The 21,209-nt window shown below is 73.4% G+C and carries 20 protein-coding genes and 1 pseudogene; 9 read left to right on the forward strand and 12 right to left on the reverse strand.

Annotated elements, in window-relative coordinates; translation table 11 throughout:
- Positions 1 to 127: 127 nt before the first annotated feature.
- The 4 genes from ACIRSS_RS00815 to pknB form a co-directional block, all read right to left on the reverse strand.
- Positions 128 to 832 carry a hypothetical protein gene (locus ACIRSS_RS00815; RefSeq protein WP_400889074.1) on the reverse strand — a complete coding sequence of 235 codons (705 nt, stop codon included), beginning with the start codon at positions 830 to 832 and terminating at the stop codon, positions 128 to 130.
- A gap of 148 nt (positions 833 to 980) precedes the next feature.
- Entirely contained in the window at positions 981 to 2,486 is a 1,506-nt protein-coding gene (locus ACIRSS_RS00820) for a flotillin family protein (RefSeq protein WP_400889076.1), read from the reverse strand.
- Between the two features lie 55 nt (positions 2,487 to 2,541).
- Complete coding sequence (locus tag ACIRSS_RS00825) at positions 2,542 to 2,751, reverse strand: hypothetical protein (RefSeq protein ID WP_284741042.1); 210 nt, start codon at positions 2,749 to 2,751, stop codon at positions 2,542 to 2,544.
- Positions 2,748 to 4,781 carry a Stk1 family PASTA domain-containing Ser/Thr kinase gene (gene pknB, locus ACIRSS_RS00830; protein WP_400889079.1) on the reverse strand — a complete coding sequence of 678 codons (2,034 nt, stop codon included), beginning with the start codon at positions 4,779 to 4,781 and terminating at the stop codon, positions 2,748 to 2,750. The genes ACIRSS_RS00825 and pknB overlap by 4 nt, the downstream gene beginning before the upstream one ends.
- 103 nt (positions 4,782 to 4,884) lie before the next feature.
- Between pknB and ACIRSS_RS00835 the strand changes: the two genes are divergently transcribed.
- Complete coding sequence (locus ACIRSS_RS00835; RefSeq protein WP_400893318.1) at positions 4,885 to 5,253, forward strand: Rv2175c family DNA-binding protein; 369 nt, start codon at positions 4,885 to 4,887, stop codon at positions 5,251 to 5,253.
- Positions 5,254 to 5,673: 420 nt separating this feature from the next.
- Here the strand turns inward: ACIRSS_RS00835 and ACIRSS_RS00840 are convergent.
- A pseudogene (locus tag ACIRSS_RS00840) lies at positions 5,674 to 6,369 on the reverse strand (MFS transporter); the annotation flags it as partial.
- On the opposite strand from ACIRSS_RS00840, the gene ACIRSS_RS00845 reads away from it, so the two are divergent.
- A complete protein-coding gene (locus ACIRSS_RS00845; RefSeq protein WP_400893320.1) occupies positions 6,368 to 6,889 on the forward strand; it encodes a CGNR zinc finger domain-containing protein in 522 nt (173 codons plus the stop codon). The pseudogene ACIRSS_RS00840 and the gene ACIRSS_RS00845 sit on opposite strands and share 2 nt — an antisense overlap.
- Here the strand turns inward: ACIRSS_RS00845 and ACIRSS_RS00850 are convergent, their stop codons facing one another.
- The 5 genes from ACIRSS_RS00850 to merB form a co-directional block, all read right to left on the reverse strand.
- The gene (locus tag ACIRSS_RS00850; protein WP_400889082.1) at positions 6,890 to 7,669 is read right to left on the reverse strand and encodes an LLM class F420-dependent oxidoreductase; all 780 of its coding nucleotides are present in this window, start codon (positions 7,667 to 7,669) and stop codon (positions 6,890 to 6,892) included.
- A gap of 224 nt (positions 7,670 to 7,893) precedes the next feature.
- Positions 7,894 to 8,790 (reverse strand): phytoene/squalene synthase family protein, encoded by an 897-nt coding sequence (locus ACIRSS_RS00855; RefSeq protein ID WP_400889085.1) that lies wholly within the window; start codon positions 8,788 to 8,790, stop codon positions 7,894 to 7,896.
- Positions 8,787 to 10,259 carry a phytoene desaturase family protein gene (gene crtI / locus ACIRSS_RS00860; protein ID WP_400889087.1) on the reverse strand — a complete coding sequence of 491 codons (1,473 nt, stop codon included), beginning with the start codon at positions 10,257 to 10,259 and terminating at the stop codon, positions 8,787 to 8,789. Before crtI ends, ACIRSS_RS00855 begins: the two co-directional genes overlap by 4 nt.
- A gap of 1 nt (position 10,260) precedes the next feature.
- Entirely contained in the window at positions 10,261 to 11,352 is a 1,092-nt protein-coding gene (locus tag ACIRSS_RS00865; RefSeq protein ID WP_400889090.1) for a polyprenyl synthetase family protein, read from the reverse strand.
- Between the two features lie 60 nt (positions 11,353 to 11,412).
- The gene (gene merB, locus ACIRSS_RS00870; protein WP_400889093.1) at positions 11,413 to 12,105 is read right to left on the reverse strand and encodes an organomercurial lyase; all 693 of its coding nucleotides are present in this window, start codon (positions 12,103 to 12,105) and stop codon (positions 11,413 to 11,415) included.
- Between the two features lie 49 nt (positions 12,106 to 12,154).
- Between merB and ACIRSS_RS00875 the strand changes: the two genes are divergently transcribed.
- The 3 genes from ACIRSS_RS00875 to ACIRSS_RS00885 all read left to right on the forward strand — a co-directional run bounded on the left by ACIRSS_RS00875 (position 12,155) and on the right by ACIRSS_RS00885 (position 15,967).
- Positions 12,155 to 13,039, forward strand: coding sequence for a methylenetetrahydrofolate reductase (locus ACIRSS_RS00875; protein ID WP_400889095.1), 885 nt, complete (start codon positions 12,155 to 12,157; stop codon positions 13,037 to 13,039).
- A 42-nt stretch (positions 13,040 to 13,081) separates the two neighbouring features.
- Positions 13,082 to 14,764: a DUF885 domain-containing protein gene (locus ACIRSS_RS00880; RefSeq protein WP_400889098.1), complete on the forward strand. Its 1,683-nt coding sequence runs from the start codon at positions 13,082 to 13,084 to the stop codon at positions 14,762 to 14,764.
- A 333-nt stretch (positions 14,765 to 15,097) separates the two neighbouring features.
- The gene (locus ACIRSS_RS00885; protein WP_400889101.1) at positions 15,098 to 15,967 is read left to right on the forward strand and encodes a DMT family transporter; all 870 of its coding nucleotides are present in this window, start codon (positions 15,098 to 15,100) and stop codon (positions 15,965 to 15,967) included.
- Positions 15,968 to 15,970: 3 nt separating this feature from the next.
- Here ACIRSS_RS00885 and ACIRSS_RS00890 read toward each other — a convergent pair whose 3' ends face one another.
- Complete coding sequence (locus tag ACIRSS_RS00890) at positions 15,971 to 16,543, reverse strand: GNAT family N-acetyltransferase (RefSeq protein WP_400889104.1); 573 nt, start codon at positions 16,541 to 16,543, stop codon at positions 15,971 to 15,973.
- Entirely contained in the window at positions 16,540 to 17,052 is a 513-nt protein-coding gene (locus ACIRSS_RS00895; protein WP_400889107.1) for a YbaK/EbsC family protein, read from the reverse strand. Before ACIRSS_RS00895 ends, ACIRSS_RS00890 begins: the two co-directional genes overlap by 4 nt.
- A gap of 213 nt (positions 17,053 to 17,265) precedes the next feature.
- On the opposite strand from ACIRSS_RS00895, the gene ACIRSS_RS00900 reads away from it, so the two are divergent.
- The 4 genes from ACIRSS_RS00900 to ACIRSS_RS00915 all read left to right on the forward strand — a co-directional run bounded on the left by ACIRSS_RS00900 (position 17,266) and on the right by ACIRSS_RS00915 (position 20,893).
- Positions 17,266 to 18,168 carry an SAV_6107 family HEPN domain-containing protein gene (locus ACIRSS_RS00900; protein ID WP_400889109.1) on the forward strand — a complete coding sequence of 301 codons (903 nt, stop codon included), beginning with the start codon at positions 17,266 to 17,268 and terminating at the stop codon, positions 18,166 to 18,168.
- Complete coding sequence (locus ACIRSS_RS00905; RefSeq protein ID WP_400889112.1) at positions 18,158 to 18,928, forward strand: maleylpyruvate isomerase family mycothiol-dependent enzyme; 771 nt, start codon at positions 18,158 to 18,160, stop codon at positions 18,926 to 18,928. The genes ACIRSS_RS00900 and ACIRSS_RS00905 overlap by 11 nt, the downstream gene beginning before the upstream one ends.
- 59 nt (positions 18,929 to 18,987) lie before the next feature.
- The gene (locus ACIRSS_RS00910; RefSeq protein WP_400889115.1) at positions 18,988 to 19,719 is read left to right on the forward strand and encodes a VOC family protein; all 732 of its coding nucleotides are present in this window, start codon (positions 18,988 to 18,990) and stop codon (positions 19,717 to 19,719) included.
- A gap of 94 nt (positions 19,720 to 19,813) precedes the next feature.
- The gene (locus ACIRSS_RS00915) at positions 19,814 to 20,893 is read left to right on the forward strand and encodes a GNAT family N-acetyltransferase (RefSeq protein ID WP_400889118.1); all 1,080 of its coding nucleotides are present in this window, start codon (positions 19,814 to 19,816) and stop codon (positions 20,891 to 20,893) included.
- The last annotated feature ends 316 nt before the right edge of the window (positions 20,894 to 21,209 follow it).

A 21,209-nucleotide genomic window follows, 5' to 3' on the forward strand; every position in this document is an offset into this window, starting at 1 on the left:
CCACTGCACCAGCCCGACGTGACGAGCGGGTGGTCGAAGTGTTTCCACGACGCTAACTACCCACCCCGTTCATCCATTCGAGATACCCCGGCCGTCGGTGCCCGGGGTCACAGATCAAGAAAAACGTTCAGCTTTCCGGCGTAGGCGGGGTTTCTTCCGCCCGGACCACCGAAGTCCCCCATTCGGGGGTGAGCGCCACCTGCTTGCCGACGCGGCGCACGGGCAGGCCGTTCACCTGGCGCTTGCCGAGCCCCGGCCAGATCTCCGCGGCGTCCTTCGCCGCGGCCCGGATCGCGCCGCCGTCGAGAGTCGTGCGCGTCTCGGGGATCTCGCGGTCGGTCCACTGGACGACCAGCTTCAGCGGGCCGGCCGGCGGGAGCGGCCACAGGAACACTTCGTGCTCGACGGCGAAGCGCGTGCCGCCGGCGGGGTGCGCCCGCAGGACCGGTTCCTCCGGTTCGGACGCCGACGGCACCGAGACGGCCTCGGAGCTCGCCCGGCTGCCGTCGGCGTAGAGGACGCCGATGAGCAGCCCGTTGTAGTCGGGCTTGCGGCGGTGGTCGATCAGGCCCTCGGCGGGGTCGTCGACGAGGCTGTCCCGGGAGTAGACCGTGATGCGCAGCGTGAACGCCTGCGGCCACACCTCGACCGAGCGCAGCGCCACGATGGTGCGCTCGGACCGGCCCAGCGGCTGCGCCAGCGGCAGCACGGCCGGGACGATGTGCTCGCGCGGGGGATCGGTCCAGTGCCGGCCGTTGAACGCGTACAGCTCCTGTTCCGGGACGGGGAACAGGGGACGCTCGCGGGGACCGCCGGTGAAGAAGCTGCTCATCGGGCGGCCCGCGACACGCTGTCCGGCACCATGCGCCCACGGTAGGACAACGGCCCGGGAATTGCCGCCCCCGAACGGGCGTACGGCCCCTGCCTCCCGTGATCCGGGACACAAGGGCCGTACGCAGCGTGACGCGGTGGTCGCTCGGCTAGTCGGTCAGCTTGAGCTCGCCGTTCTTCCGCGCGGGCTCGTCCAGCTCCTTCTCGGGCGGCTTGCCCATGGCGTCCATCAGCTGCCGGGCCAGGCCGAGACCGGTTCCGCCGAGCGAAAGCGCCTTGGCGAACATGTCGGACATACCGTCGGCGCCGTTGAGCACCACCATGTGGTCGACGTTGCCGAACGCGCTCGCGCCCGCTTCGACGATCTCCGGCCAGCGCTCGGCCAGCTGCTGCGCGACGACGGCTTCCTGGTTCTCCGCCAGCGCCGCCGCGCGTGCCTTGATCGCGTCCGCCTCGGCGAGGCCCTTCGCCCGGGCCGACTCGGCTTCGGCGAGCCCCTTCGCCTTCGCGGCCTCCGCCTCGGCGAGGCCGCGCGCCTTGGCCGCGGCCGCCTCGGCCTCACCGGTCGCCCGCGTCGCCCCGGCCGACGCCTCCGCGCGGGCCTTCATGGCCTGCGCCTCCGCCTCGGCCGCCGTCTTCACGCGGGTCGCGTCCGCCGCGGCGCGCAGCTCGGTCTCCTTCGCCTCGGCCTGGGCCTTGGCGATCGACGCGTCACGAGCGGCGTCGGCCGTCGTGCGCGTGTCGTACGCCTTCGCGTCGGCCGGCTTGCGGACCTGCGACTGCAGCCGCTGCTCGGCCAGCGCCGCCTCCAGCTCGGCCGCCCGCGTCTCCTGGACGACGACCTCCTGGCGCGCGGTCGCCTCGGCCAGCGGGCCGGACTGCGACGCCTTCGCCCGCGCCTGGTCCACTTCGGCCTGGTAGCCGGCCTGCTGGATCTGGCTCTCGCGGACCGCGGCGGCCTTCTTGGCCGCGGAGACCTGCTCGACCTCGGCGGCCTCCTGGTCGCTGCGCGCCTCGGCGATGCGGGCCGACGCGGCGATCGCGGCGGCGTGCGGCTTGCCGAGGTTGGTGATGTAGCCCGACTCGTCGTCGATCTCCTGGATCTGCAGCGAGTCGACGATCAGCCCCAGCTTGATCATCTCCGTGGCCGAGGACTGCCGGACCTCGCCGGTCAGCGCGTCCCGGTTGTGGATCATCTCCTCGATGGTCAGCCCGCCCACGATCGAGCGCAGGTGCCCGGAGAAGAGCTCGTGGATCGTGTCGTTCATGCCCTTCTGCTGGTCGAGGAACCGGCGGGCGGCGTTGGCGATCGACGCGAAGTCGTCGCCGACCTTGTAGATGACGACCGCCCGCACGGTGACCGGCAGGCCCTGCTTGGTGACGCAGGAGACCTGCAGGTTGACGCCGCGGGTGTCCAGCGACAGCCGGCGCGCGGTCTGGAAGCCGGGCAGGACGTTCACGCCGCGGCCGGTGATGATCTTGAAGCCCAGGCTGTCCGCGGTGTCCGCGCGGTCGACCCGGACCCCGAGCCCGGAGATGATCAGGGCTTCGTTCGGCTCGGCGACCTTGTACAGCAGCCGCAGGATCCCGAAGATCACGAACAGCACGACGACGAGTCCGCCGGCGGAAAGCAGCAGGATTTCCACGAGACTCATGGCACCGACCCCCTCGCTTTTCTGTTGTGGGTGCGTTGGTGCCTCTACGACGCCGTCATCGGCCCAGCGGTTGCCACCGCTCGACATAAACCGTGCGCGGGGGTTCGAAGTCCACGACGAGCACCTGGGTGCCGGAGGAGAAGGTCGCGTCCGGGTCGGCCGGGTAGGCGTAGAACGCCTCCGTGCCGCCCCGGACGTTCAGCAGGACTTCGCCGATGAGGCCGGGGCCGATCGTGCCGGTGACGCGGCCTCGGCTGCCGATCATCCCCCGAAGCCCTTCAGCTTGACCTTGGAGCCCTTCTGCACGAACGTGCCCGGCTGCGGGTCCTGCTGGAAGACGAAGTCGAACCCGCCGCCGCCTCCGCCGCGGCCGCCGCCCTTGCCGTCGCGGTCGGCCTTCAGCCCGGCCTGCTCGAGGATCTTCTGGGCGTCGTCGAACGAGCGGAACCGGACGTCCGGCACCTGGACGGCGTTGTTGACGAACACGCCGATCCGCTTGTCCCTGGCCTGGGAGTTCGCCGGCGGGTCGGTCCGGGTGACGGCGCCGCCCGGGACCTCCTGCTTGAACTCCTCGCCCGCCTGGAACGGCTCGAACCCGGCCTGCTGCAGCAGCTGGAACGCCTCGTCCTTGCTCCGCCCGGTGACGTCCGGGACCGGCGGCAGCGGCAGCGGGCCCTTCGACACGATGATCGTGACCTGGCCGCCGATGTTCAGCTGGCTGCCCGACGACGGCTCGGTGCGGATCACCGCGCCCTGCGGGACCTCGGCGTCGTAGTCGTCGGTGCCGCGCGTCGGGGTCAGCTGCGCGGTCTTGATCGCCTGCTCGGCGTCGGGCAGCGCGGTGCCGGGCCGGATGTCCGGCACGACCGGGCGGCCCTTCGACAGCACGACTGACACCGTCGAGTTCGGCGCCAGCGTCGTGCCCTCGGCGGGCTCGGCGCGCAGCACGGTGTTCGACGGGACCGTGTTGTCGTACTCCTGGCTGAACTTCGGGGTCAGCTTCACCGCGCGCAGCGCGTCACCCGCCGCGGCCTGGTTCAGCCCGGCGAGGTGCGGCACGGTCGAGGTCTTCTCGCCGCCGGTGTCGGTGAGCATGAAGACGAACGCCGTGATCAGGCCGCCGAACAGCAGCACCGCGCCGGCGATGATGGCGATCCGCTTCCGGTTGTCCGCCGGCTTCTCCGGCTCCGGCTCGCTCCGGCGCCGCCCGGCGGGCGGCCGCACGGGCGGGATCTGCTGGGTGAAGCCCGGGGGCGGGGTGCCGGGGTGGCTCAGCGCCCGTGTCGCGTTCGGGCGGTGCACCGGCATCGTCTTCTCGCTGTCCGGCGCCACCTGGGGGATCCGCGGCAGCGTGCGCTCGGTGTCGGCGAGGTCGCCCTGGCCGTGCGACACCGGAACCGGGACGGTCACCGGCAGCAGGCCCAGCTGCGCGCGCACCGCGGTCAGCTCGGTCAGGAACTCCCCGGCGTCGGCGGGCCGCAGCTCGGGGTCCCGCCGGGTCGCGCGGGTGATCAGCTCGTCGAGCTCCGGCGGCAGGTCCGGGCGCAGCGCGCTCGGCCGCGGGACGTCGTCGTTCACGTGCCGGTAGGCCACCGAGATCGCGGTGTCGCCGGTGTAGGGCACCTGCCCGGTCAGCATTTCGTAGAGCAGGATGCCGGCCGAGTAGACGTCGCCGCGCGCGGTCGCCGCGCCGGTCTCGACCTGCTCCGGCGACAGGTAGGCGACCGTGCCGAGGATGACGCTCGAGCTGGTCGTGCCCGCGCTCGCCACCGCCCGCACCAGGCCGAAGTCGGCGACCTTCACCGCGCCGCCGGTGTGCGGCCCGGTCCGGCCGATCAGCACGTTCTCCGGCTTGACGTCGCGGTGCACCAGCCCGGACCGGTGCGCGGCGGCCAGCGCCGAAAGCACCGGCTCGGCCACGCTCAGCGCCAGCGGGACGTCCAGCGGGCCCTTCTCGTCCAGCAGGTCCCGCAGGGTTCCGCCGTCCACCAGCTCCATCACCAGGAAGGCGAGGCCCGACTCGGCGCCCTGGGGCAGGTCGAAGCCCTGGTCGTGCACCGCCACCACGTGCGGGTGGTGCAGCTGCGCCGCCGACTGCGCCTCGCGGACGAAGCGGTCCACGAACGACCGGTCGTCGGCGAACCGCGGGTCCATGATCTTGATCGCGACCGGACGGTCCAGCCGGGTGTCCGTCCCCCGGTAGACGGAAGACATCCCCCCGTGCGCGAGCAGCCGGTCCACCCGGTAGCGCCGCTCGAGGAGCGTGCCGACCAGGCTGGGGTGGGTGCGAGTCACGAGTATGGATCGTACGGAACCGCACACGGTTCGTGGAGGAGACCTCGCGGGTCACCCGTGCGCACTAGCGGGAGTGGGTGCGGAATGTGGCAGAGTGTCACGCGTGAGTGGGATTCCTGTCGCCGACGACGTCCTCGACACCGCCATCGCGGTTCTTCCGCTGGCGGAGGTGGCGAACGTCCTCGGGACCTCCGCCAACAAGGTCCGCCAGATGCTGCGCGACGGGCAGCTGATCGCCTTCAAGCGCGGCGGTGACCTGTGCGTTCCCGGCGACTTCTTCGTCAAGGACGGGATCGTCAAGGGCCTGGCCGGCACGATCACGGTGCTCGCCGACTCCGGGTTCTCGCGGACCGAGATGCTGCGCTGGCTCTTCGAGACCGACGAGAGCCTGCCGGGCAACACGCCGATCAACGCCCTGCGCACCAGCCACGGCACCGAGGTGAAGCGGCGCGCGCAGGCGATGGCCTTCTGACCTGCGTGAACAGGCCGCCGCGGCGCACAGCTGAACGGCCGCGGCGGTGAGCAGGCACGCCGGGAGCGACCACGCCGCGAGGGGGCCGGCCAGGGCCGCTCCCGCCGCCAGGCCGGTGATCTTCACGCTCGCCGCCGTCGTGAACACCTGAGCCCGCACGTGCTCGGGGGCTTCCCGGTGGCGGATCGCGAACAAGGCCGTGAGCTGCGGTCCTTCGGCGATCCCGGCGATCGCGGCGGCTGCCGCCAGCGAGACGATGTCCGTGCCGACGGCCGCCAGAGCGGCGCTCGCGGCCAGGACCAGCGTGCTCAGCCGGACGGTCCGGTCCGGCTGTAGCGGCCGCCGTGTGAAGACCGCGTTGGCCAGGAGGGACGTGACCGCGAGGACCGTCAGCAGCAGGGCGCCGTCTTCTGGGCCGCGTAGGTGAGCCGCGCCCAGGAGCGGGTAACAGACGGTGACCATGCCGATGCCGGCGCAGGAGATCGTCGACGCCGTCGTCGCCCGCCTCAGCGGGGCGTTGCGCACGAGGACCGTGAAGCCGTCCCGCAGGCGGGTCTTCTTCTGGGGGCGTTTCCTGGGGAGGTGCCAGGCGATCGGCGTGGCCACCGCGACCAGGACCACCGCGGTGGCGAGGCCGCTCGTGCCGCCGAGGAGGCCGGCGAGGCCGGGCCCGGCCAGCGCGGCGGCGGTGAAGGTCAGGGCGTCGAGGCGACTGGCGTTTTGCAGTCGTGGTCCGGCGACGGCGGGCAGCTGGGCCGTCCAGCCGCCGGCGATGGCCGGGTTGAGCAGGCCGGTCACGACCGCGATGGCGACCACGCTCACCAGCGGCAGGTGCCCGAACGCCGTGGCGACGACCGCGAGGCCGCCGGCGTACCCGGCGAGGGCGGTGGCGAGCAGCCGCCCAGGCGCCGGACTGCGGTCCAGGAGGGCGCCGAAGACAGGGCCGCCCACGGCGGCGGCCGCGGTGAGCCCGGCGAGCAGCGCCGAGCCGGCGTGCGCGCCGTGCTGGAGGCCGAGCAGGAGCAGAGCGGGGCCGGACAGCTCGTCCCCGGTCCGCGCGAGCGTCGCCCCGGCCAGGTAACGCCTTATCATGGACAAGACGTTACAGTGGGGCATGGCCTTTCCGCACCGGGATTCCGTGCAGCGCGCGGTCGACCTGCTGGGTGTGCTGCTGGTTCCGGACCCTTCGCCGCCGGCTGTCGCGCAGGTTTTGCGTGCTCACGGCGAGCCGGACGTCCGGCTGTCGGCGGCGGACGTCTCGGAGTTGCAGAGGGCTGCTTTTGAACTGCGGGAGGTGTTCGCGGCGCCGGACGTGGCTTCGGCGGCTTCGGTGCTCAACGCGTTGTTCGCGGCGTACGCGCGTCCACCGCGCTTGACGGACCACGAAGAGGGCTACGGCTGGCACTTGCACGTGGACGCGGCGGACGACGGGCCGTGGGGAGCGTGGCTGGTGACGTCGTCGGCGCTGGGGCTGGCGTCGCTGCTGGCGGAGCGCCAGGACGTGCCGGGAGGGTTGTGCGCGTCGCCGTCGTGCGGGAAGCCGTTCGCCCACACGGGCGGAGGAAGTCCCCGGAGGTTCTGCTCAACCCGGTGCGCGACGCGTGAACGAGTCGCCGCACACCGGGCGCGAGCGTGATCAGCTGTTGGTCTTGTCCCGCCAGGCGATCCACTTCTCGAGCGCGCCGAGGTCGTAGTCCGGGCCGCCGACGCCGACCGTGAACGTCGTGACGCCCAGGTCCAGCAGCTTCGGGCCCAGCTCGTCCGGCTCGCCCTGGACGCCGCACGAGCGCTCGATCTCGGCCGGGTCGCGGCCGACGTCCGCGCAGTGCTGGTCGAGGATCTTCACCTTGCGCTCGACGACCTCCGGGTCGCCGAAGCCGTGCCAGATGTCGGCGTGCTTGGCCACCAGCTTGAGCGTCTTCTTCTCGCCGCCGCCGCCGATGAGCACCGGGATCTTGCGCGTCGGCGGCGGGTTCAGCTTGCCGAAGCGCGACTCGATGCGGGGGAGCGACTCCGCGAGGTCGTCGAGGCGGCCGCCCGCGGTGCCGAACTCGTAGCCGTACTCGTCGTAGTCCTTCTCGAACCAGCCCGAGCCGATGCCGAGGATGAGCCGGCCGCCGGAGATGTGGTCCACCGTGCGCGCCATGTCGGCCAGCAGTTCGGGGTTGCGGTAGCTGTTGCAGGTCACCAGGGCGCCGATCTCCACCCGGGACGTCGACTCCGCCCACGCGCCGAGCATGGTCCAGCACTCGAAGTGCTTGCCCTCGGGATCGCCGTACAGCGGGTAGAAGTGGTCCCAGTTGAAGACGATGTCGGCCCCGAGGTCCTCGGCGGCCGACGCGGTGCGCCGGATGCTGTCGTAGTCGGCGTGCTGCGGCTGGAGCTGCAGGCCGATCCGGATGCGTCGTTCGGTCATGATCGCAGCCTACGACCGCTCCGGAACGTCTCGCGCGCCCAGAGCGTGGCCGAGGCTGGTGGTGCGACTACCAGCCTCGGCCGGCCGTGCCGTCGGCGCTCCGGCCCCAGAACGTCACGCAGAGCGGAGAGCCGCGCGGCGCCCGGTCGGTCCGGCGCACCCGCCACAAAACGCCCGGAGCCGGGACGCGGTTGAGCGGTCACCCGCGGACCACCCGAAAGAGGTCAGCGGCGCCAGGCCGCGCGCAGCAGCGCGGTTCCCGCCACCGCCAGCCGGCGCGACTTCGGGACCACCGCGCGCCGCGTGAGGATGTCGTAGTCCAGCGCCACGATCTCGTCCAAGATCCCCTCGTACAACGTCAACGCCGTTCGCACGCACGGCCGTGACTCCGGGCGCAGCTGCGCGACCCCCGCCTCCGCCCGCCGGTACACCGCCCGCGTCCGCGCGACGAAGTACGCCAGCGCCGCCCGGATCCGCGGGTCGGGCCGCCTCTCCTCCAGCAACGCGCGCGTGACACCGAACGCCGCAAGTTCCGACGAAGGCAGGTAAAGCCGGCCGCGGTCGAGGTCCTCGCCGACGTCGCGCAGGAAGTTCGTCAGCTGGAACGCCTCGCCGAGCGCGATGGCCCCCGGCGAAGCGTCGGCCAGCGGGCCGACCGTGCCGAACACCGGCAGCATCTGCAGCCCGATCACCGCGGCCGAGCCGTACATGTACTCGCCCAGCTCGGCGAACGTCCGGTACTCGACCGGTGAAAGGTCCATCCGCATCGACTTCAGGAACGCGTCGAACAGGTCCCGCGCGATGCCGTAGCGCCGCACGGTGTCGGCCAGCGCCACGAGCACCGGGTCGTCCGGGGTGCCGCCGTCGTAGACGACGTCGACCAGGTCGCCGACACGATCGAGGGCCGCCGCCGGATCGCTGCCCGGCTCCGGGTTGTCGACCAGTTCGTCGGCCATCCGCGCGAACCCGTACAGCGTGTGCGCGGCCGGCCGGGCCCGGGCCGGCAGCAGCCGGGTGGCCAGGAAGAACGTGCGCCCGTGGTGGGCGTTGATGCGGCGGCACTCCGCGTACGCGGCCCGCAGGTCCGGCGAGAGGATGCCCGCGGCGTCGAGTTCGTTCACCGGCCGGTGATCCTTTCCGCTGCCAGTCGTCCGGAGATGAGCACGGGCGGGATGCCGACGCCGGGCGTGGTGCCGCAGCCGGCCAGCACGACGTTGCCCGCCGCGCGCACCAGGTTCGCCGGCCGGAACGGGCCGGTCTGCGCGAACGTGTGCGCCAGCGAAAACGGCGTCCCGGCGGCGAGCCCGCGCGCCGCCCAGTCGGCCGGGGTGATCGTCTCGTCGACGGTGAACTCGTCGCCGAACCCGGTCAGCCCGCGCGCTTCGAGCGTGCGGAGGAGCTCTTCGCGGTACGGCCCGCGGACGCGGTCCCAGTCGATCGGCCCGCGCCGCAGGTTCGGCGCGGGCGCGAGCACCGAGACGATCTCGCCGCCGCGGCCGGCCAGCCCGGGATCGGTCGCCGTCGGCCGCGTGACCAGCAGCGACGGGTCGCTCATCAGCTTCCCCTCGCGGATGATCTCCGCGAACGTCCGCTCCCAGGCGTCGCCGAAGAAGATCGTGTGGTGCCCGAGGTCCCACTTCGCGCTCGTCCGCCCGTGCAGGACGACGGCGGACGGCGAGTAGCGCAGCGGCACCGGGCGCCGGGGCCGCGCGCCGATGAGCCGGTACGCGGCGGTCAGCTCGGTGGCGAGGACGACGGCGTCGCACGCGATCCGCTCGCCCGAGCGCGTCCGGACCGCGCGCACCCGCGCGTTCACCCGTTCGAGCCAGGCGGCTTCGGTGCCGAACCGGACGTCGGCGCCCGCTCGTGCGGCGGCGCCGGTCATCGCCCGGCCGATCTCGCCCATCCCGCCTTCGGGGTAGTAGACGCCGCCGACGGTGTCCATGTAGGCGATGACGCCGTACGCGCCGATCGCGCTCGCCGGGTCGAGACCGGCGTAGAGCGCCTGGAACGTGAAGAGCCGCCGGACGCGCTCGTCGAGCAGGTAGCGGCCGACGCGCGGGCCGAGCCGCCCGAACCCGCCCAGCGCGGCGAGCTTCGCCAGCTCGGGACGGGCGAGGTCGAACGGCGAGTCGAAGTTCACCGCGAGGAAGCGGTCCTTCTGCACGGCGTACAGCTCGGTCAGCCAGCGCCGCAGCGCCCGGTAGCCCGCGGCCTCGCGGGCGCCGGCGAAGGCGCGGATCTCGGCCTCCATGGCGTCGCCGTCGGTGTGCAACGCGAGAGAGCTGCCGTCGGCGAACCGCGCCCGGTACGCCGGGTCCAGCCTGGTCAGGCGCAGGTTCTTGGCCAGCGGCTCGCCGACCGCGGCGAACGCCTCTTCGAGGAGCTCCGGCATGGTCAGCACGCTCGCGCCGGTGTCCACGGCGTTGCCGTCGAAGTTCTCCTGCCCGGCGCGGCCGCCCGGGGTGGCGGCCTGTTCGAGCAGCGTGACGCGCCGTCCGGCGCCGAGCAGGTGCAGGGTCGCCGAAAGCCCGGCCAGCCCGGCCCCGATGACGACGACGTGGTCGGCCGGACCGTCGATCGTCCGCACGTCAGTACGTCCGCTGGGTGGCCTTGACGACCAGCCCGGTCAGCGCCTCGGGCGCGGGCTCGGCCAGGTGCGCGCGGTCCAGCGCGGCCATCGCCGCCGTCGTCAGCTCGTCGATCCGGCGCTCGACGGCGTCGACCGCGCCGACCTGCCGCAACGCCATCCGGACGGTCTCGACGCCCTCGTCGGACAGGTCCGCGTCGCCGATCGCGTCGGCGATGACCGTGGCCGCGGCCGTCTCGCCCTTCTCCGCGGCGAGCTGCAGGCCGAGCGCGACGAGCAGCGTGCGCTTGCCCTCGCGCAGGTCGTCGCCGGCGGGCTTGCCGGTGACCGACGGGTCGCCGAACACGCCGAGCAGGTCGTCACGCAGCTGGAACGCGACGCCGACCTCGCCGCCGAACTCCAGCAGCGTGCCGATCAGTTCGGGGGAGGCGCCGCCGAGCGCGGCGCCCAGGTGCAGCGGCCGCTGCACGGTGTAGGCGGCGGTCTTGAGCCGGTCGATCTTCAGCGCGGCCTCGACGGAGGCGTCGCCGGTGGCCTGCGTGCGGACGTCGAGGTACTGCCCGGCGAGGACCTCGGTGCGCATCGCGCGCCAGGCCGGACGCGCCGCGGCGAGCGTCTCCGCGGGCAGGGCTGCGTCCGCGAACATGTCGTCCGCCCAGGCCAGCGCCAGGTCGCCGACGAGCACCGCGGTGGCCAGGCCGAACGTCGCGGGGGAGCCGAGCCATCCCCGGTCGGCGTGCAGCTTCGCGCCCGCGATGTGCACGGTCGGGTTGCCGCGGCGGGAGTCGGAGGAGTCGATGAGGTCGTCGTGGATCAGCGCGCACGCCTGGATCAGCTCGAGGCTGGCCACCGCCTGCAGCACGCCCTCGGCGTCCGGGCCCGCCGGGTCGCCGCCCGCGCCGCGCCAGCCCCACCAGGCGAACGTCGGGCGCAGCCGCTTGCCGCCGTTCAGCACGAACCCGCGCAGCGCGTCGATCCCGGCGGCCACGGTCGGTTCGGTGTCCAGGATCGCGGTGCCCGCCCGCTCGAGGAACCCGGCCAGCGCGCGCTCGACGTGGGCGGGCAGGTCGGCGTCGGAGACGGGCGCGTTCATGCCGCCATCCTCGCGGAACCGGCGGGGCCGCGGGCCGCCGGGGCACCCGGATGTGGCGAATCAGACTCCGGCCGTGGCCGGTGCCCAGAACGGCCCGGTGAGGCCCGCTTCGGCGAAGTAGGCGACCGCGCTGTCCGGCTCGCGCCGCCGGTAGCCGCGCTCGAGCCGGCCCGCGTACCAGCCGCGGGCGAGCCGCCAGAGCGTGACGAGGTCCATGACGTACCCCTTGGCCTGCCCGGTCGCCGCGAGCCACGCGTCCACACAGGATTCGCAGCAGAACAGCCGCTGGTTGCCGCAGGTGTGCAGCACGTCGTCCCACATCCGCGCGGCGGGCACGAGGAAGTGCGCCACCTGCGCGCCCTCCGGCGGTTTCGCCCGGTCCACGACCAGGGCGTGCGGCTGGGCGCAGCCGGGGCAGCGGGTCGCGACGAGCACCTCGGGCTCGTCGTCGACCAGGTGGGGGATGGCGAACGAGTCCCAGGCGCAGCCGCCCCACCAGAGCGTGTGCGAGCCCATCACGGAGAAGCCGAGGGACTTCGCGGCGAACGGGTGGGCCAGCACGACGTGCTCGCACTCGTCGAGCACCAGGTGGTGGGCGTCGGCGAGCCGGTGCAGCGCCTGCTTGGCCACGGCGAGGGACCCGCCCGCCGCGTCGGCCAGCTCCGGCCCGCTCGGCGCGCGGCCGCGGTCGGCGAAGGCGTGGTACACGGCGAGGCGCACGTCCTCGTCCCAGCTGGCGTCGTCATCCCTCATCGCTCACTCCTGTATCGAGTCTAGAGCCGGGCCCCTTAACATTCGAGGCATGACGTCGGTGATCGAGCGGTTGCGAGGAGACGGGCCGAAGTTCTCCATCGAGTTCTTCCCACCCCGGGACGCGGCGGACGAGGCCGTCCTGTGGAAGGCGATCCGGGAGCTCGAGCCGTACGACCCGGCGTACATGTCGATCACCTACGGCGCCGGCGGCTCTAGCCGCGACGGCACGATCCGCAGCATCGCCCGCGTCGCGACCGAGACGACGCTGGTGCCGATGGCGCACCTGACCGCGGTCAACCACTCCGTCGCCGAGCTGCGGAACGTGATCGGCTGGTACGCCTCGGTCGGCGTCCGCAACGTCCTCGCGCTGCGCGGCGACCCGCCGGGCGACGTCTACGGCGACTGGATCCCGCACCCGGAGGGGCTGACCTACGCCGAAGAGCTGGTCCAGCTGGTCCGCGAGCTGGGCGACTTCTGCGTCGGCGTCTCGGCCTACACCTACGGGCACCCGCGCTCGCCCGACCTCGAAACGGACACGAAGTACCTGGTCCGCAAGCTGCGGGCGGGCGCGGACTTCGCGATCGCGCAGCTGTTCCACGGCGCCGAGGACTTCTTGCGGCTGCGCGACCGGGTCGCCGCGACCGGCTGCGACGTGCCGGTGCTGCCCGGCGTGATGCCGCTGACGACGTGGCGGACGCTGCAGACGACGATCAAGCTGTCCGGGGCGCCGGCGCCCCGGAAGCTCCTGGACCGGCTCGAACCGCTGGCCGAGGACCCCAAGGCGTTCCGCGCGGCGGGCATCGACGTGACCACGGAGCTGTGCGAGAAGCTGATCGCCGAAGGCGTGCCGAACCTGCACTTCTACACGTTCAACCGGTCGAAGGCGACGCGCGAGGTGATCGCGCGGCTGGGGCTCGTCCCGGCCCGTGCTTAAGTACGTACCACCGGGTCCCGGTGGCCCGGTAGCGTGCGGCGCATGGCTTCTACTGCTTCCGACGGCGTGCACGGCATCTGTGACCGCTACGTCGACGACTACTCGGCCGTGGACCCGGTCGCCGCGACCGCCTACGGCGTCAAGGGTCACGACGACCGGCTGACCGACTACTCGGCGGACGGGTTCGCCGAGCGCGCCGGGCTGGCCGCGCGGGCGCACGCCGCCGTCACCGCCGCCGAGCCGCGCGACGCCGCCGAGCGCGCCGCCAAGGCCGTGTTCACCGAGCGCGTCGGGCTGGAGCTGGAGATCCACGAGGCCGGCCTCGACGTGGCGAGCCTGAACGTCATCTCCAGCCCCGTTCAGGAGCTGCGGATGGCGTTCGACCTGATGCCGCTGGAGACCGAGCACGACTGGTCGGTCGTCTCGGCCCGCCTCGGCGAGGTCCCGCGGGCGCTGGCGAACGTCCGCAACGGCCTGCTCACGGCGGCCGACGCGGGGCACGTCGCGGCGCTGCGCCAGGTCGCCAAGGTCGCGGAGCAGTGCGAGACGTGGGCCGGCCTGAAGGAGGAGACGGGCTACTTCACCCAGCTCGTCAGCGGCGCGCCTTCCCCGGCGCTGGCGGCGGACCTCACGCACGGCGCGCGGGCGGCCGACGAGGCGTTCGCGGAGTTCGCCGGGTTCCTGCGCGCCGAGCTGGCCCCGAAGGCCCCGGTGAAGGACGCGGTCGGCGAGGACGTCTACCGCCTGTGGTCGCGCTACTTCGTCGGCGCGGCGCTGGACCTGCGCGAAGCGTACGAGTGGGGCTGGGCGGAGTTCGCGCGCATCGAGTCCGAGATGCGCGCGGTCGCGAACCGGATCAAGCCGGGAGCGTCGCCGGCGGAGGCCGCGGCGGCCCTGGACGCCGACCCGCGCTACCGCGTCCGCGGCCGCGCCGAGTTCGAGGCGTGGATGCAGCACCTGTCGGACGAGGCGCTGAAGTCGTTGCGCGGCAAGCACTTCGACATCTCCGACCGCGTGATGGCGCTGGAGTGCAAGATCGCCCCACCGGGCGGCGGCGTCGGCGCGTACTACACGGGGCCGAGCGAGGACTTCGACCGCCCGGGCCGCATGTGGTGGTCCCTCCCGGCCGGCCGCGACGAGTTCTCGACGTGGCGCGAAACGAGCACGGTGTACCACGAGGGAGCACCGGGCCACCACCTCCAGATCGCGACGGCGGTGGACCAGTCCGAAGGGCTGAACAAGTACCAGCGCTTGATGGCGTTCACGTCGGGCCACGCGGAGGGCTGGGCGCTGTACGCGGAGCGCTTGATGGAGGAACTGGGCTACCTGGCGGACGACGGAGATCTGCTGGGAATGCTGTCGGAGCAACTGTTCCGCGCGGCGCGGGTGGTGGTGGACCTGGGCATGCACCTGGAGCTGGTGATCCCGTCGGGCACGGGCTTCCACGAGGGTTCGCGGTGGACGCCGGAGCTGGGCCTGGAGTTCATGCTGACGCGCACGATCACGGACCAGGCGCATGTCCGGGACGAGATCGACAGGTATCTGGGCTGGCCCGGGCAGGCACCGGCGTACAAGATCGGCGAGCGGCTGTGGCTGGCGGCGCGGGCCGAGGCGCAGAGCCGGGCGGGTGCCGGGTTCGACATCAAGCGGTTCCACACGGAGGCTTTGCGGATGGGCGGGATGGGGCTGGACACGCTGCGGGAGCAGCTGGCCCAGCTGGACTGAGGTGTCCGGGGCCGTCCGACAACGGGCGGCCCCCGCCCTTCCCTGGGGGGCGTCCCACGTCCAGTCTATCGGCCCGGCCCGACAAAACCGTCCGGAAAGCCAGCTCACGCCTCGACTGTCCACAACCGCGCCGCCCTGTGGAAAACCCGTCGCGTCGCGCCGGACCCGCCGCTAGGTTCCCCTTTCGTGAGCCGAATTCTCTTTGTCACCCCGCCGCCCCGCGTCTGAGCGGGGTGGTTCTCCGCCGCGTGGCCTTCAACGCCCGCGGCTGATCTGTCGTGCACAAACCGCCCCGCGTCGAACTCCCTTTTCCTTCGACGCAGGAGCATTCCCATGTCCGTCGACATGTCCACGCGCGCCCGGTCTTCGGCCGCGCTCGTTCTCGCCGGGGTCCTCTGGGGCACCGGTGGCCTCGCCGGCTCGCTGCTCGCCCAGCGCGCCGGCCTTCACCCGCTCGCCGTCGCCGCCTACCGGCTGCTCGTCGGCGGCGGGATCGCCACCCTGGCGGTCCTCCTCAAAGGCGGCACCTTCCCGCGCACGGCCGAAGCCGGCAAACGGCTCCTCGCCGTCGGCGGGCTGTTCGCGCTCTTCCAAGCCAGCTACTTCGCCGCCGTCGCGCTCAGCTCGGTCAGCGTCGCCACGATGACCACCATCGGCGCGGCCCCGGTCTTCGTCACCCTCGCCGCGGTGCGGAAACCCGGCCGCTGGACGCTCGTCTCGGTCGCCGGCACCCTCGCCGGGCTCGTCCTGCTCCGCTGGTCGCCGGAGGAACCCGCCCACCTCCTCGGCGGCCTCGGCTTCGCGCTGCTCGCGGCCGCGGGCTTCGCGACGCTGACGCTGCTCACGGCGAAACCGGTCATGGACCCGCTCGCCACCACCGCGTTCGGCTGCCTGATCGGCGGTCTCCTGCTCGCCCCCGTGGCGGGCTGGACCGGCATGGCGCTGCCGCTGCACGTCGACGTCGTCGCGATCGTCTGCTACCTCGGCGCCGTGCCGACCGCGCTCGCCTACGCCGCTTACCTGCGCGGCCTCGCGACGGCGCACCCCGTCCTCGGCGCCTTGTCGGCCGTGCTCGAGCCGCTGACCGCGACGATCCTGGCCGCGCTGCTGTTCGGCGAACGGCTGGGCGTCACGGCCTGGTGCGGCGCCGCCGTGCTGGTCGCGGCGCTGGCGATCGGCTACTGGCGGCCCGAACGACGCTGAGGTTCAGCGCGCGTCGAGGGGCAGCGTCCGCCCGAGGATCGCGAACGGCCGCGGGTCGCCGGCGAAGTGGTAGTCGCGCAGGACGTCGACGAACCCGGTGCGGCGGTAGAGCTTCCACGCCCGGCTGGTGCCCTCGGGCGTCGACAGCAGGACGTTCGCGCTCGGCACGCCGTCGAGCAGGCCGCGCAGCAGGTCCTCGCCGATCTGGTGGCCCTGGTTCTCCGGCTTGACGTGGATCTCGGTCAGCTCGAAGTAGTCGGACAGCCAGCGTTCGGCCGCTTCGGGCCCGAACCGGCGGCTCAGGCCGTGGCGGACCTGCTCGTGCCACCACTGGCCGGCCCGGCCGCGGTAGCCGTAGGCGAGCCCGAGCAGGACGTCGTCGGCGTCGAGGGCGGCCATGCAGCGCCAGCCTTCACGCAGCGCGTGGGTGAGCCACATCGGCGCGCGCTGCTCGGCGGTGCCGGCCGGGTACCGCATCGCCCGGACGTAGATGTCCAGGGCTTCGGGCAGGCGTGCGCGGAACTCGTCCGTCGAGAGCTGGACGTAGCGGGAGCAGCCGGCGGGCATCGCGGTCACGGCTGTCCATCTTCCTCCGCGCCGTCGAGCGCGCCCGGGGTGCCCCCGGTCAAGGCGACCAGCTCGGCGAAGGTGGTCGGGTAGACGGTCTTCGGGTGCCCGGCGGCGGCCCACACGACGTCGTGGGCGCGCAGCGCGGTGTCGACGAGCGTCGGCAGCTCGGTGGGGTGCCCGGTGGGCGCGACGCCGCCGATCGGCTGCCCGGTGTGCGCCCGCACGAAATCGGCGTCGGCCTTGCCGATTTCGCCGCCGGCCAGCCGCTCGAGGGTGGCCGGATCCGCCCGGTGGGCGCCGGAGGTCAGCGCGAGGAGCGCTTTTTTGTCGGACCCCAGGCGGAAGATGAGGCTGTTGGCGATGGCACCCACGGGCACGCCGAGTGCGTCGGCCGCTTGGGCGGCGGTCCGGACTTCGGCGGGCAGCACGCGGATGCCCTCGGCGGCCGCGTGCTGCCCGGCTTCGGCGAGCGCGGCCGCCACCTTGGCGACGGCGGGGTGGTCCAGCGAACTCATGAGCCTATGAGATCACGCCGCCGACCTGCTGTCCCGCGGGAATCCACCCCTGGGGTTGAGCGGACGCCGGGTGGAGGGTTACTCTGGATTTTGTTCGAACAGACGTTCGACATCGGTGAGCGCGCACCGGTCAGGTGCCCGGCTCCGGGGCGGGGGAAGCGTCTCGGCGCCGGGCACATGATCGGGCTCACCCCGCGCAGGAGGAGGGTCGTCATGTCCGTCAAGGTCGTGTCCCCCACGGAGTCCGGGCAGCCGCAGCTGCCCATGTCGCTGCGCCCGCACACCGGGCGGTCCCCGCTGCGCCCGTCGGTGTCGTCGGCCCCGCCGGTCCCGGGCTGCGTGGAACCCCGCAAGCCCCGGCGCCGCCCGGTGGACGCCGGCCAGCCGGAGTTGCCGATGACCCCGGGTCCGGCTGCCGAGCCTGAGCTGCCGAAGCCGCCTGCCGCCGGTGCGGAGTCCCGGCCGCAGTTGCCCGCTGCGGCGGGTTCGGTGCCTGAGCGGCCGCGGCCGACCGAGTCGCGCCCGCCGGTTGCTGGCTCTGCGGAGCAGCGGCCGGTCGCCGAGCCTGAGCTGCCCATGTCACTGCGCCCGGCCGCCGCCGGCGCGGAGTCCCGGCCGCACTTGCCCGCGGCGACGGGTTCGGTGCCTGGGCGGCCTCAGCCGACCGAATCGCGCCCGGAGGTCTCCGAGCCTGAACCGCCCACGTCCCTGCGCCCGCCCGCTCCGCCCGTGGCCGCCGGCCTGCTCACCCAAGCCCGGCGCGGACTCGCCGAGGCCGAGCGGGAAACCGATCCCGTCGAACGGTTCATCGGCGCCTACCTCGCCGCCCTGCGCGGGGCCGCCGCGGTGCTTGCCGCGCGGGGGCGGCCGCACCGGGGGCGTGCCCGGCCGGCCAGCTCCTGGGTGTTGCTCGACTCCGTCGCCCCCGAACTGCGCGAATGGTCCGCCTTCTTCGCCGGCAACTCCGCCGCGCGCGCCGCCGCGCAGGCCGGGATCACCGGGAAGGTCACCGCCGAGTCGGCCGCGGAGCTGGTGCGCGCCGCCACGTCGTTCCTCGAGCTCGTCCGCCGGCTGGTGCACGGCCTCCCGATCACCGGGGAAGCCCATGTCGCGTGAGCACGGCCCGGTCGACCAGGGGCGGCTGCTCACGGCGTTGGGGATCGAAGGCCGGGTGCTGGCCGAAGCCGTCCAGGCGGCGCCACTCGAGGCGCCGGTGCCCGCCTGCCCGGGCTGGTCGCTCGCCGAGGTGGCCCGGCACGTCGGGAGCCTCTACCGGATGGTCCGGCGCCGGCTCGTCGAAGGCCGCAGTCCCGACGAGTGGCCGCGCGACCCCGAACCGGGCCAGAGCTTGGCCGAGTACCTCGAAACCGGCCTGACCGAGCTGCTCGGCGAGCTCGCCGCCCACGACCCGGAGGACCACGCCGACACGTGGTGGCCGGCGGACCCGACCTACGGCTTCTGGCGACGGCGGATGCTGCACGAGACCCTCGTCCACCGCGTCGACGTCGAACAAGCCGCGGGCGCCGAGGCGCGCGGCATCGACGAAGACCTGGCGGTCGACGGCATCGACGAGGCCCTGACCCTCTGGTTCGGGCACAAGCTGCCGATGCTGGGCCTGACCGGCACGAAGGCGGGCTCGGTCGGCGTGCGCGCCGGCGCGCACAGCTGGATCGCGCGCGCCGGACCCGACGTGACGGAGGCCTGGCGCTGTTCGGCCGAGGAAGCCGAGGCCGCGGACGACGTCGTCACGGCCGCCGAGCCCGAGCGCATCTACCTCTGGTTGTGGGGCCGGTCGTCCCTTACCTCGGTGACCGTGCGCGGTGTACACGACCAGGCGGCCCAGCTCTGGGCGCTGCTGCGGCTCGCGACCCGATGACTCCGGTAGGTGGGGAAGCCGAACCGGAACTGTCGGGGGTGGCGGTTAGCCTGCGGCGCATGAACACGCGCCTGGTGAACCTGGTGATCGACGCGGCGCGGCCGAGGGTCCTGGCGGACTTCTGGGCCGCGCTGCTCGGCTGGCGCGTCGCCGTCGACGAGCCGGACGAGGTCGACGTGCGCGCCCCGGAGACCGACGGCTGGGACCTGGACCTGGTGTTCGTCCCGGTGCCCGAGCCCAAGGAGGTGAAGAACCGGATCCACCTGGACCTGGCGAGCACGACGCCCGCGCACCAGGAGGAGCTGGTGTCGCGCGCCTTGGAGCTGGGCGGCAGCCGCGTCGACCTCGGGCAGGGCGCGGTGCCGTGGGTCGTGCTGGCCGACCCGGAGGGCAACGAGTTCTGCGTCCTCGAGCCCCGTGACCGGTACGCCGCGGCGGGAGCGGTGGCTTCGATCCTGGTCGACGCCCACGACCCGGAGCGCATGGCGGGTTTCTGGACGCGGCTGACCGGCTGGCCGATCAGCGCCCGCGAGGAGGACGTCCTGGTCGGGCTGCGCGCGCCGTCGGGCCGCGGGCCGTGGCTGGAGTTCCTCCGCAACGACGACGTGAAGCGCGTCAAAAACCGCGTCCACCTCGATGTGGCGCCTCCCGCGGGTGCCGACCACGGCGAGTCGGTGGCCGAGGTGGTGGCCGCGGGCGCCGCGCCCGCTGACCTCGGCGGCCCGGACCTGCCGTGGCGCGTGCTGATGGACCCGGAAGGCAACGAGTTCTGCGTGCTGACCCCGCGTTGAGCGTTTCGGCCGGGTTGCCGAGCTCCCTCGAACGCTGATCTGCGCGAAACACCCGCGTCCCGGGGCGGCAACAACCGCGCGGGACCGTGGGGGCATGAAGACCTCCAGAGCGTTGCCCCAGCTCGGTCCGGCGGCCGCGGTCGACGTGCCGGGCGCGCCGACGGCGTGGCGGGTGCGGGTCCGGATGCACGACCACCCCGGCACCCTCGCCCGCATCGCGATCCGGCTCGCCGACCTCGAGTGCAACATCCTCGGCTTGGCGGTGCTGCCGGTTCCCGGCGGCGTCCTCGACGAGATCGTCCTGCGCCCGGCGACCGGCTTGCCGCGGCGGCACCTCGTCGACGCGATTCGCGCCGAGGGTTGCGAGTGCACGGCCATCATCGACGCCGACGTCCACGAGCTGGTCGATCCCTCGTCGTCGACGCTGCTCGCAGCCCGCCGCGCGATCGACGACCCCGCCCGGCTCGCCGAGGTGCTGAAGGACGTGCTGGCCGCGGACGTGGTCACGCGCGTCCCCGCGGCCGAGGCGAACCCGGGCCGCACCGAGAGCGGGCACCGCGCGGTGTTCGAGCTGGGCGGCGGGGAAGCGCTGGTGGCGCGGCGCCAGTGGGCGCCGTTCGTGCAGCTGGAGCTGACCCGCGCCGACGCGCTGGTCACGCTGCTGGGCGCGGCGGCCAGCAACGTCGCGGGCCCGGTGGTGCTGAACCGCCCCGACGGCGCGGCGATCGTCCTGCGCAAGGGTCTCCCCGCGGACGCCGAAGCGGTGGCCGAACTGCACCGCCGCTGCTCGACGGCGACGCTCTTCCGGCGCTACCACACGGGAGTCCGCACGGTCCCGCGCCGCTGGTTGCACCGGCTGCTGGTGCCGCCGCGCGGGACGAGCGTGCTGGCGGTCTTCGGCCGCGAGGTGATCGGGCTGGCCCAGCTGATCCCGTCGGCTTCGGGGGGCGCGGAGATCTCGTTGCTGGTGGAGGACGACTGGCAGCGCCAGGGCATCGGCACGGCGTTGCTGTCCCGCGTGGCGGTGCTGGCGGAGGCGCAGGGGATCATGGAGCTGCGAGCGGATTGCTTGTCCGGGGACGACGTGATGCCGCGCACGGCGGCCCGGGCGGGCCTGCGCGCGGAACGCTCGGCCGCGGAAAGCACCCAGCTGCGAATGTTCCTGCGCGACTGACCGGCCCGGGCGCCTCGGTCGGCGCCTGGCGAGGTGGGTCGGCTGCCCGGGGCAGCGGCGCGCGCGAACACGGCCGCTCGGGGTCCGCAGGAGCCGGGTGAGCCACCGGGCCGCGGTGCTCCGGCTGCGGAGACAGCGGCCCGCGAGCTTGGGTTGGCTGCCGAGGTGTGTGGATCAGGCGAGCCGCCGGCGGTGGCCGGGTGAGGTGGGTTGGCTGCCGAGATGTCGCGGGCCGGACGCGCCGCCCTGCGTGGCCGCGTGCCGGGCGGCCGGTAGCGGCGGCCCGATCGATTTGCGTCCGGGGGCCGCCTGGTCA

This window comes from Amycolatopsis sp. NPDC101161 (assembly GCF_044768185.1).
Taxonomy (GTDB): Bacteria; Actinomycetota; Actinomycetes; order Mycobacteriales; family Pseudonocardiaceae; genus Amycolatopsis.

Excerpts from the sequence above, each read along its gene's own strand:
- ACIRSS_RS00900 (WP_400889109.1), top strand. The coding sequence starts at position 17,266 with ATGTCCGTCAAGGTCGTGTCCCCCACGGAGTCCGGGCAGCCGCAGCTG.
- ACIRSS_RS00845 (WP_400893320.1), top strand. The coding sequence starts at position 6,368 with ATGGCCTTTCCGCACCGGGATTCCGTGCAGCGCGCGGTCGACCTGCTG.
- ACIRSS_RS00885 (WP_400889101.1), top strand. The coding sequence starts at position 15,098 with ATGTCCGTCGACATGTCCACGCGCGCCCGGTCTTCGGCCGCGCTCGTT.
- ACIRSS_RS00850 (WP_400889082.1), bottom strand. The coding sequence starts at position 7,669 with ATGACCGAACGACGCATCCGGATCGGCCTGCAGCTCCAGCCGCAGCAC.
- ACIRSS_RS00825 (WP_284741042.1), bottom strand. The coding sequence starts at position 2,751 with ATGATCGGCAGCCGAGGCCGCGTCACCGGCACGATCGGCCCCGGCCTC.
- merB (WP_400889093.1), bottom strand. The coding sequence starts at position 12,105 with ATGAGGGATGACGACGCCAGCTGGGACGAGGACGTGCGCCTCGCCGTG.
- ACIRSS_RS00895 (WP_400889107.1), bottom strand. The coding sequence starts at position 17,052 with ATGAGTTCGCTGGACCACCCCGCCGTCGCCAAGGTGGCGGCCGCGCTC.
- ACIRSS_RS00865 (WP_400889090.1), bottom strand. The coding sequence starts at position 11,352 with ATGAACGCGCCCGTCTCCGACGCCGACCTGCCCGCCCACGTCGAGCGC.
- ACIRSS_RS00815 (WP_400889074.1), bottom strand. The coding sequence starts at position 832 with ATGAGCAGCTTCTTCACCGGCGGTCCCCGCGAGCGTCCCCTGTTCCCC.
- ACIRSS_RS00910 (WP_400889115.1), top strand. The coding sequence starts at position 18,988 with ATGAACACGCGCCTGGTGAACCTGGTGATCGACGCGGCGCGGCCGAGG.
- ACIRSS_RS00820 (WP_400889076.1), bottom strand. The coding sequence starts at position 2,486 with ATGAGTCTCGTGGAAATCCTGCTGCTTTCCGCCGGCGGACTCGTCGTC.
- ACIRSS_RS00875 (WP_400889095.1), top strand. The coding sequence starts at position 12,155 with ATGACGTCGGTGATCGAGCGGTTGCGAGGAGACGGGCCGAAGTTCTCC.
- ACIRSS_RS00905 (WP_400889112.1), top strand. The coding sequence starts at position 18,158 with ATGTCGCGTGAGCACGGCCCGGTCGACCAGGGGCGGCTGCTCACGGCG.
- ACIRSS_RS00915 (WP_400889118.1), top strand. The coding sequence starts at position 19,814 with ATGAAGACCTCCAGAGCGTTGCCCCAGCTCGGTCCGGCGGCCGCGGTC.
- ACIRSS_RS00880 (WP_400889098.1), top strand. The coding sequence starts at position 13,082 with ATGGCTTCTACTGCTTCCGACGGCGTGCACGGCATCTGTGACCGCTAC.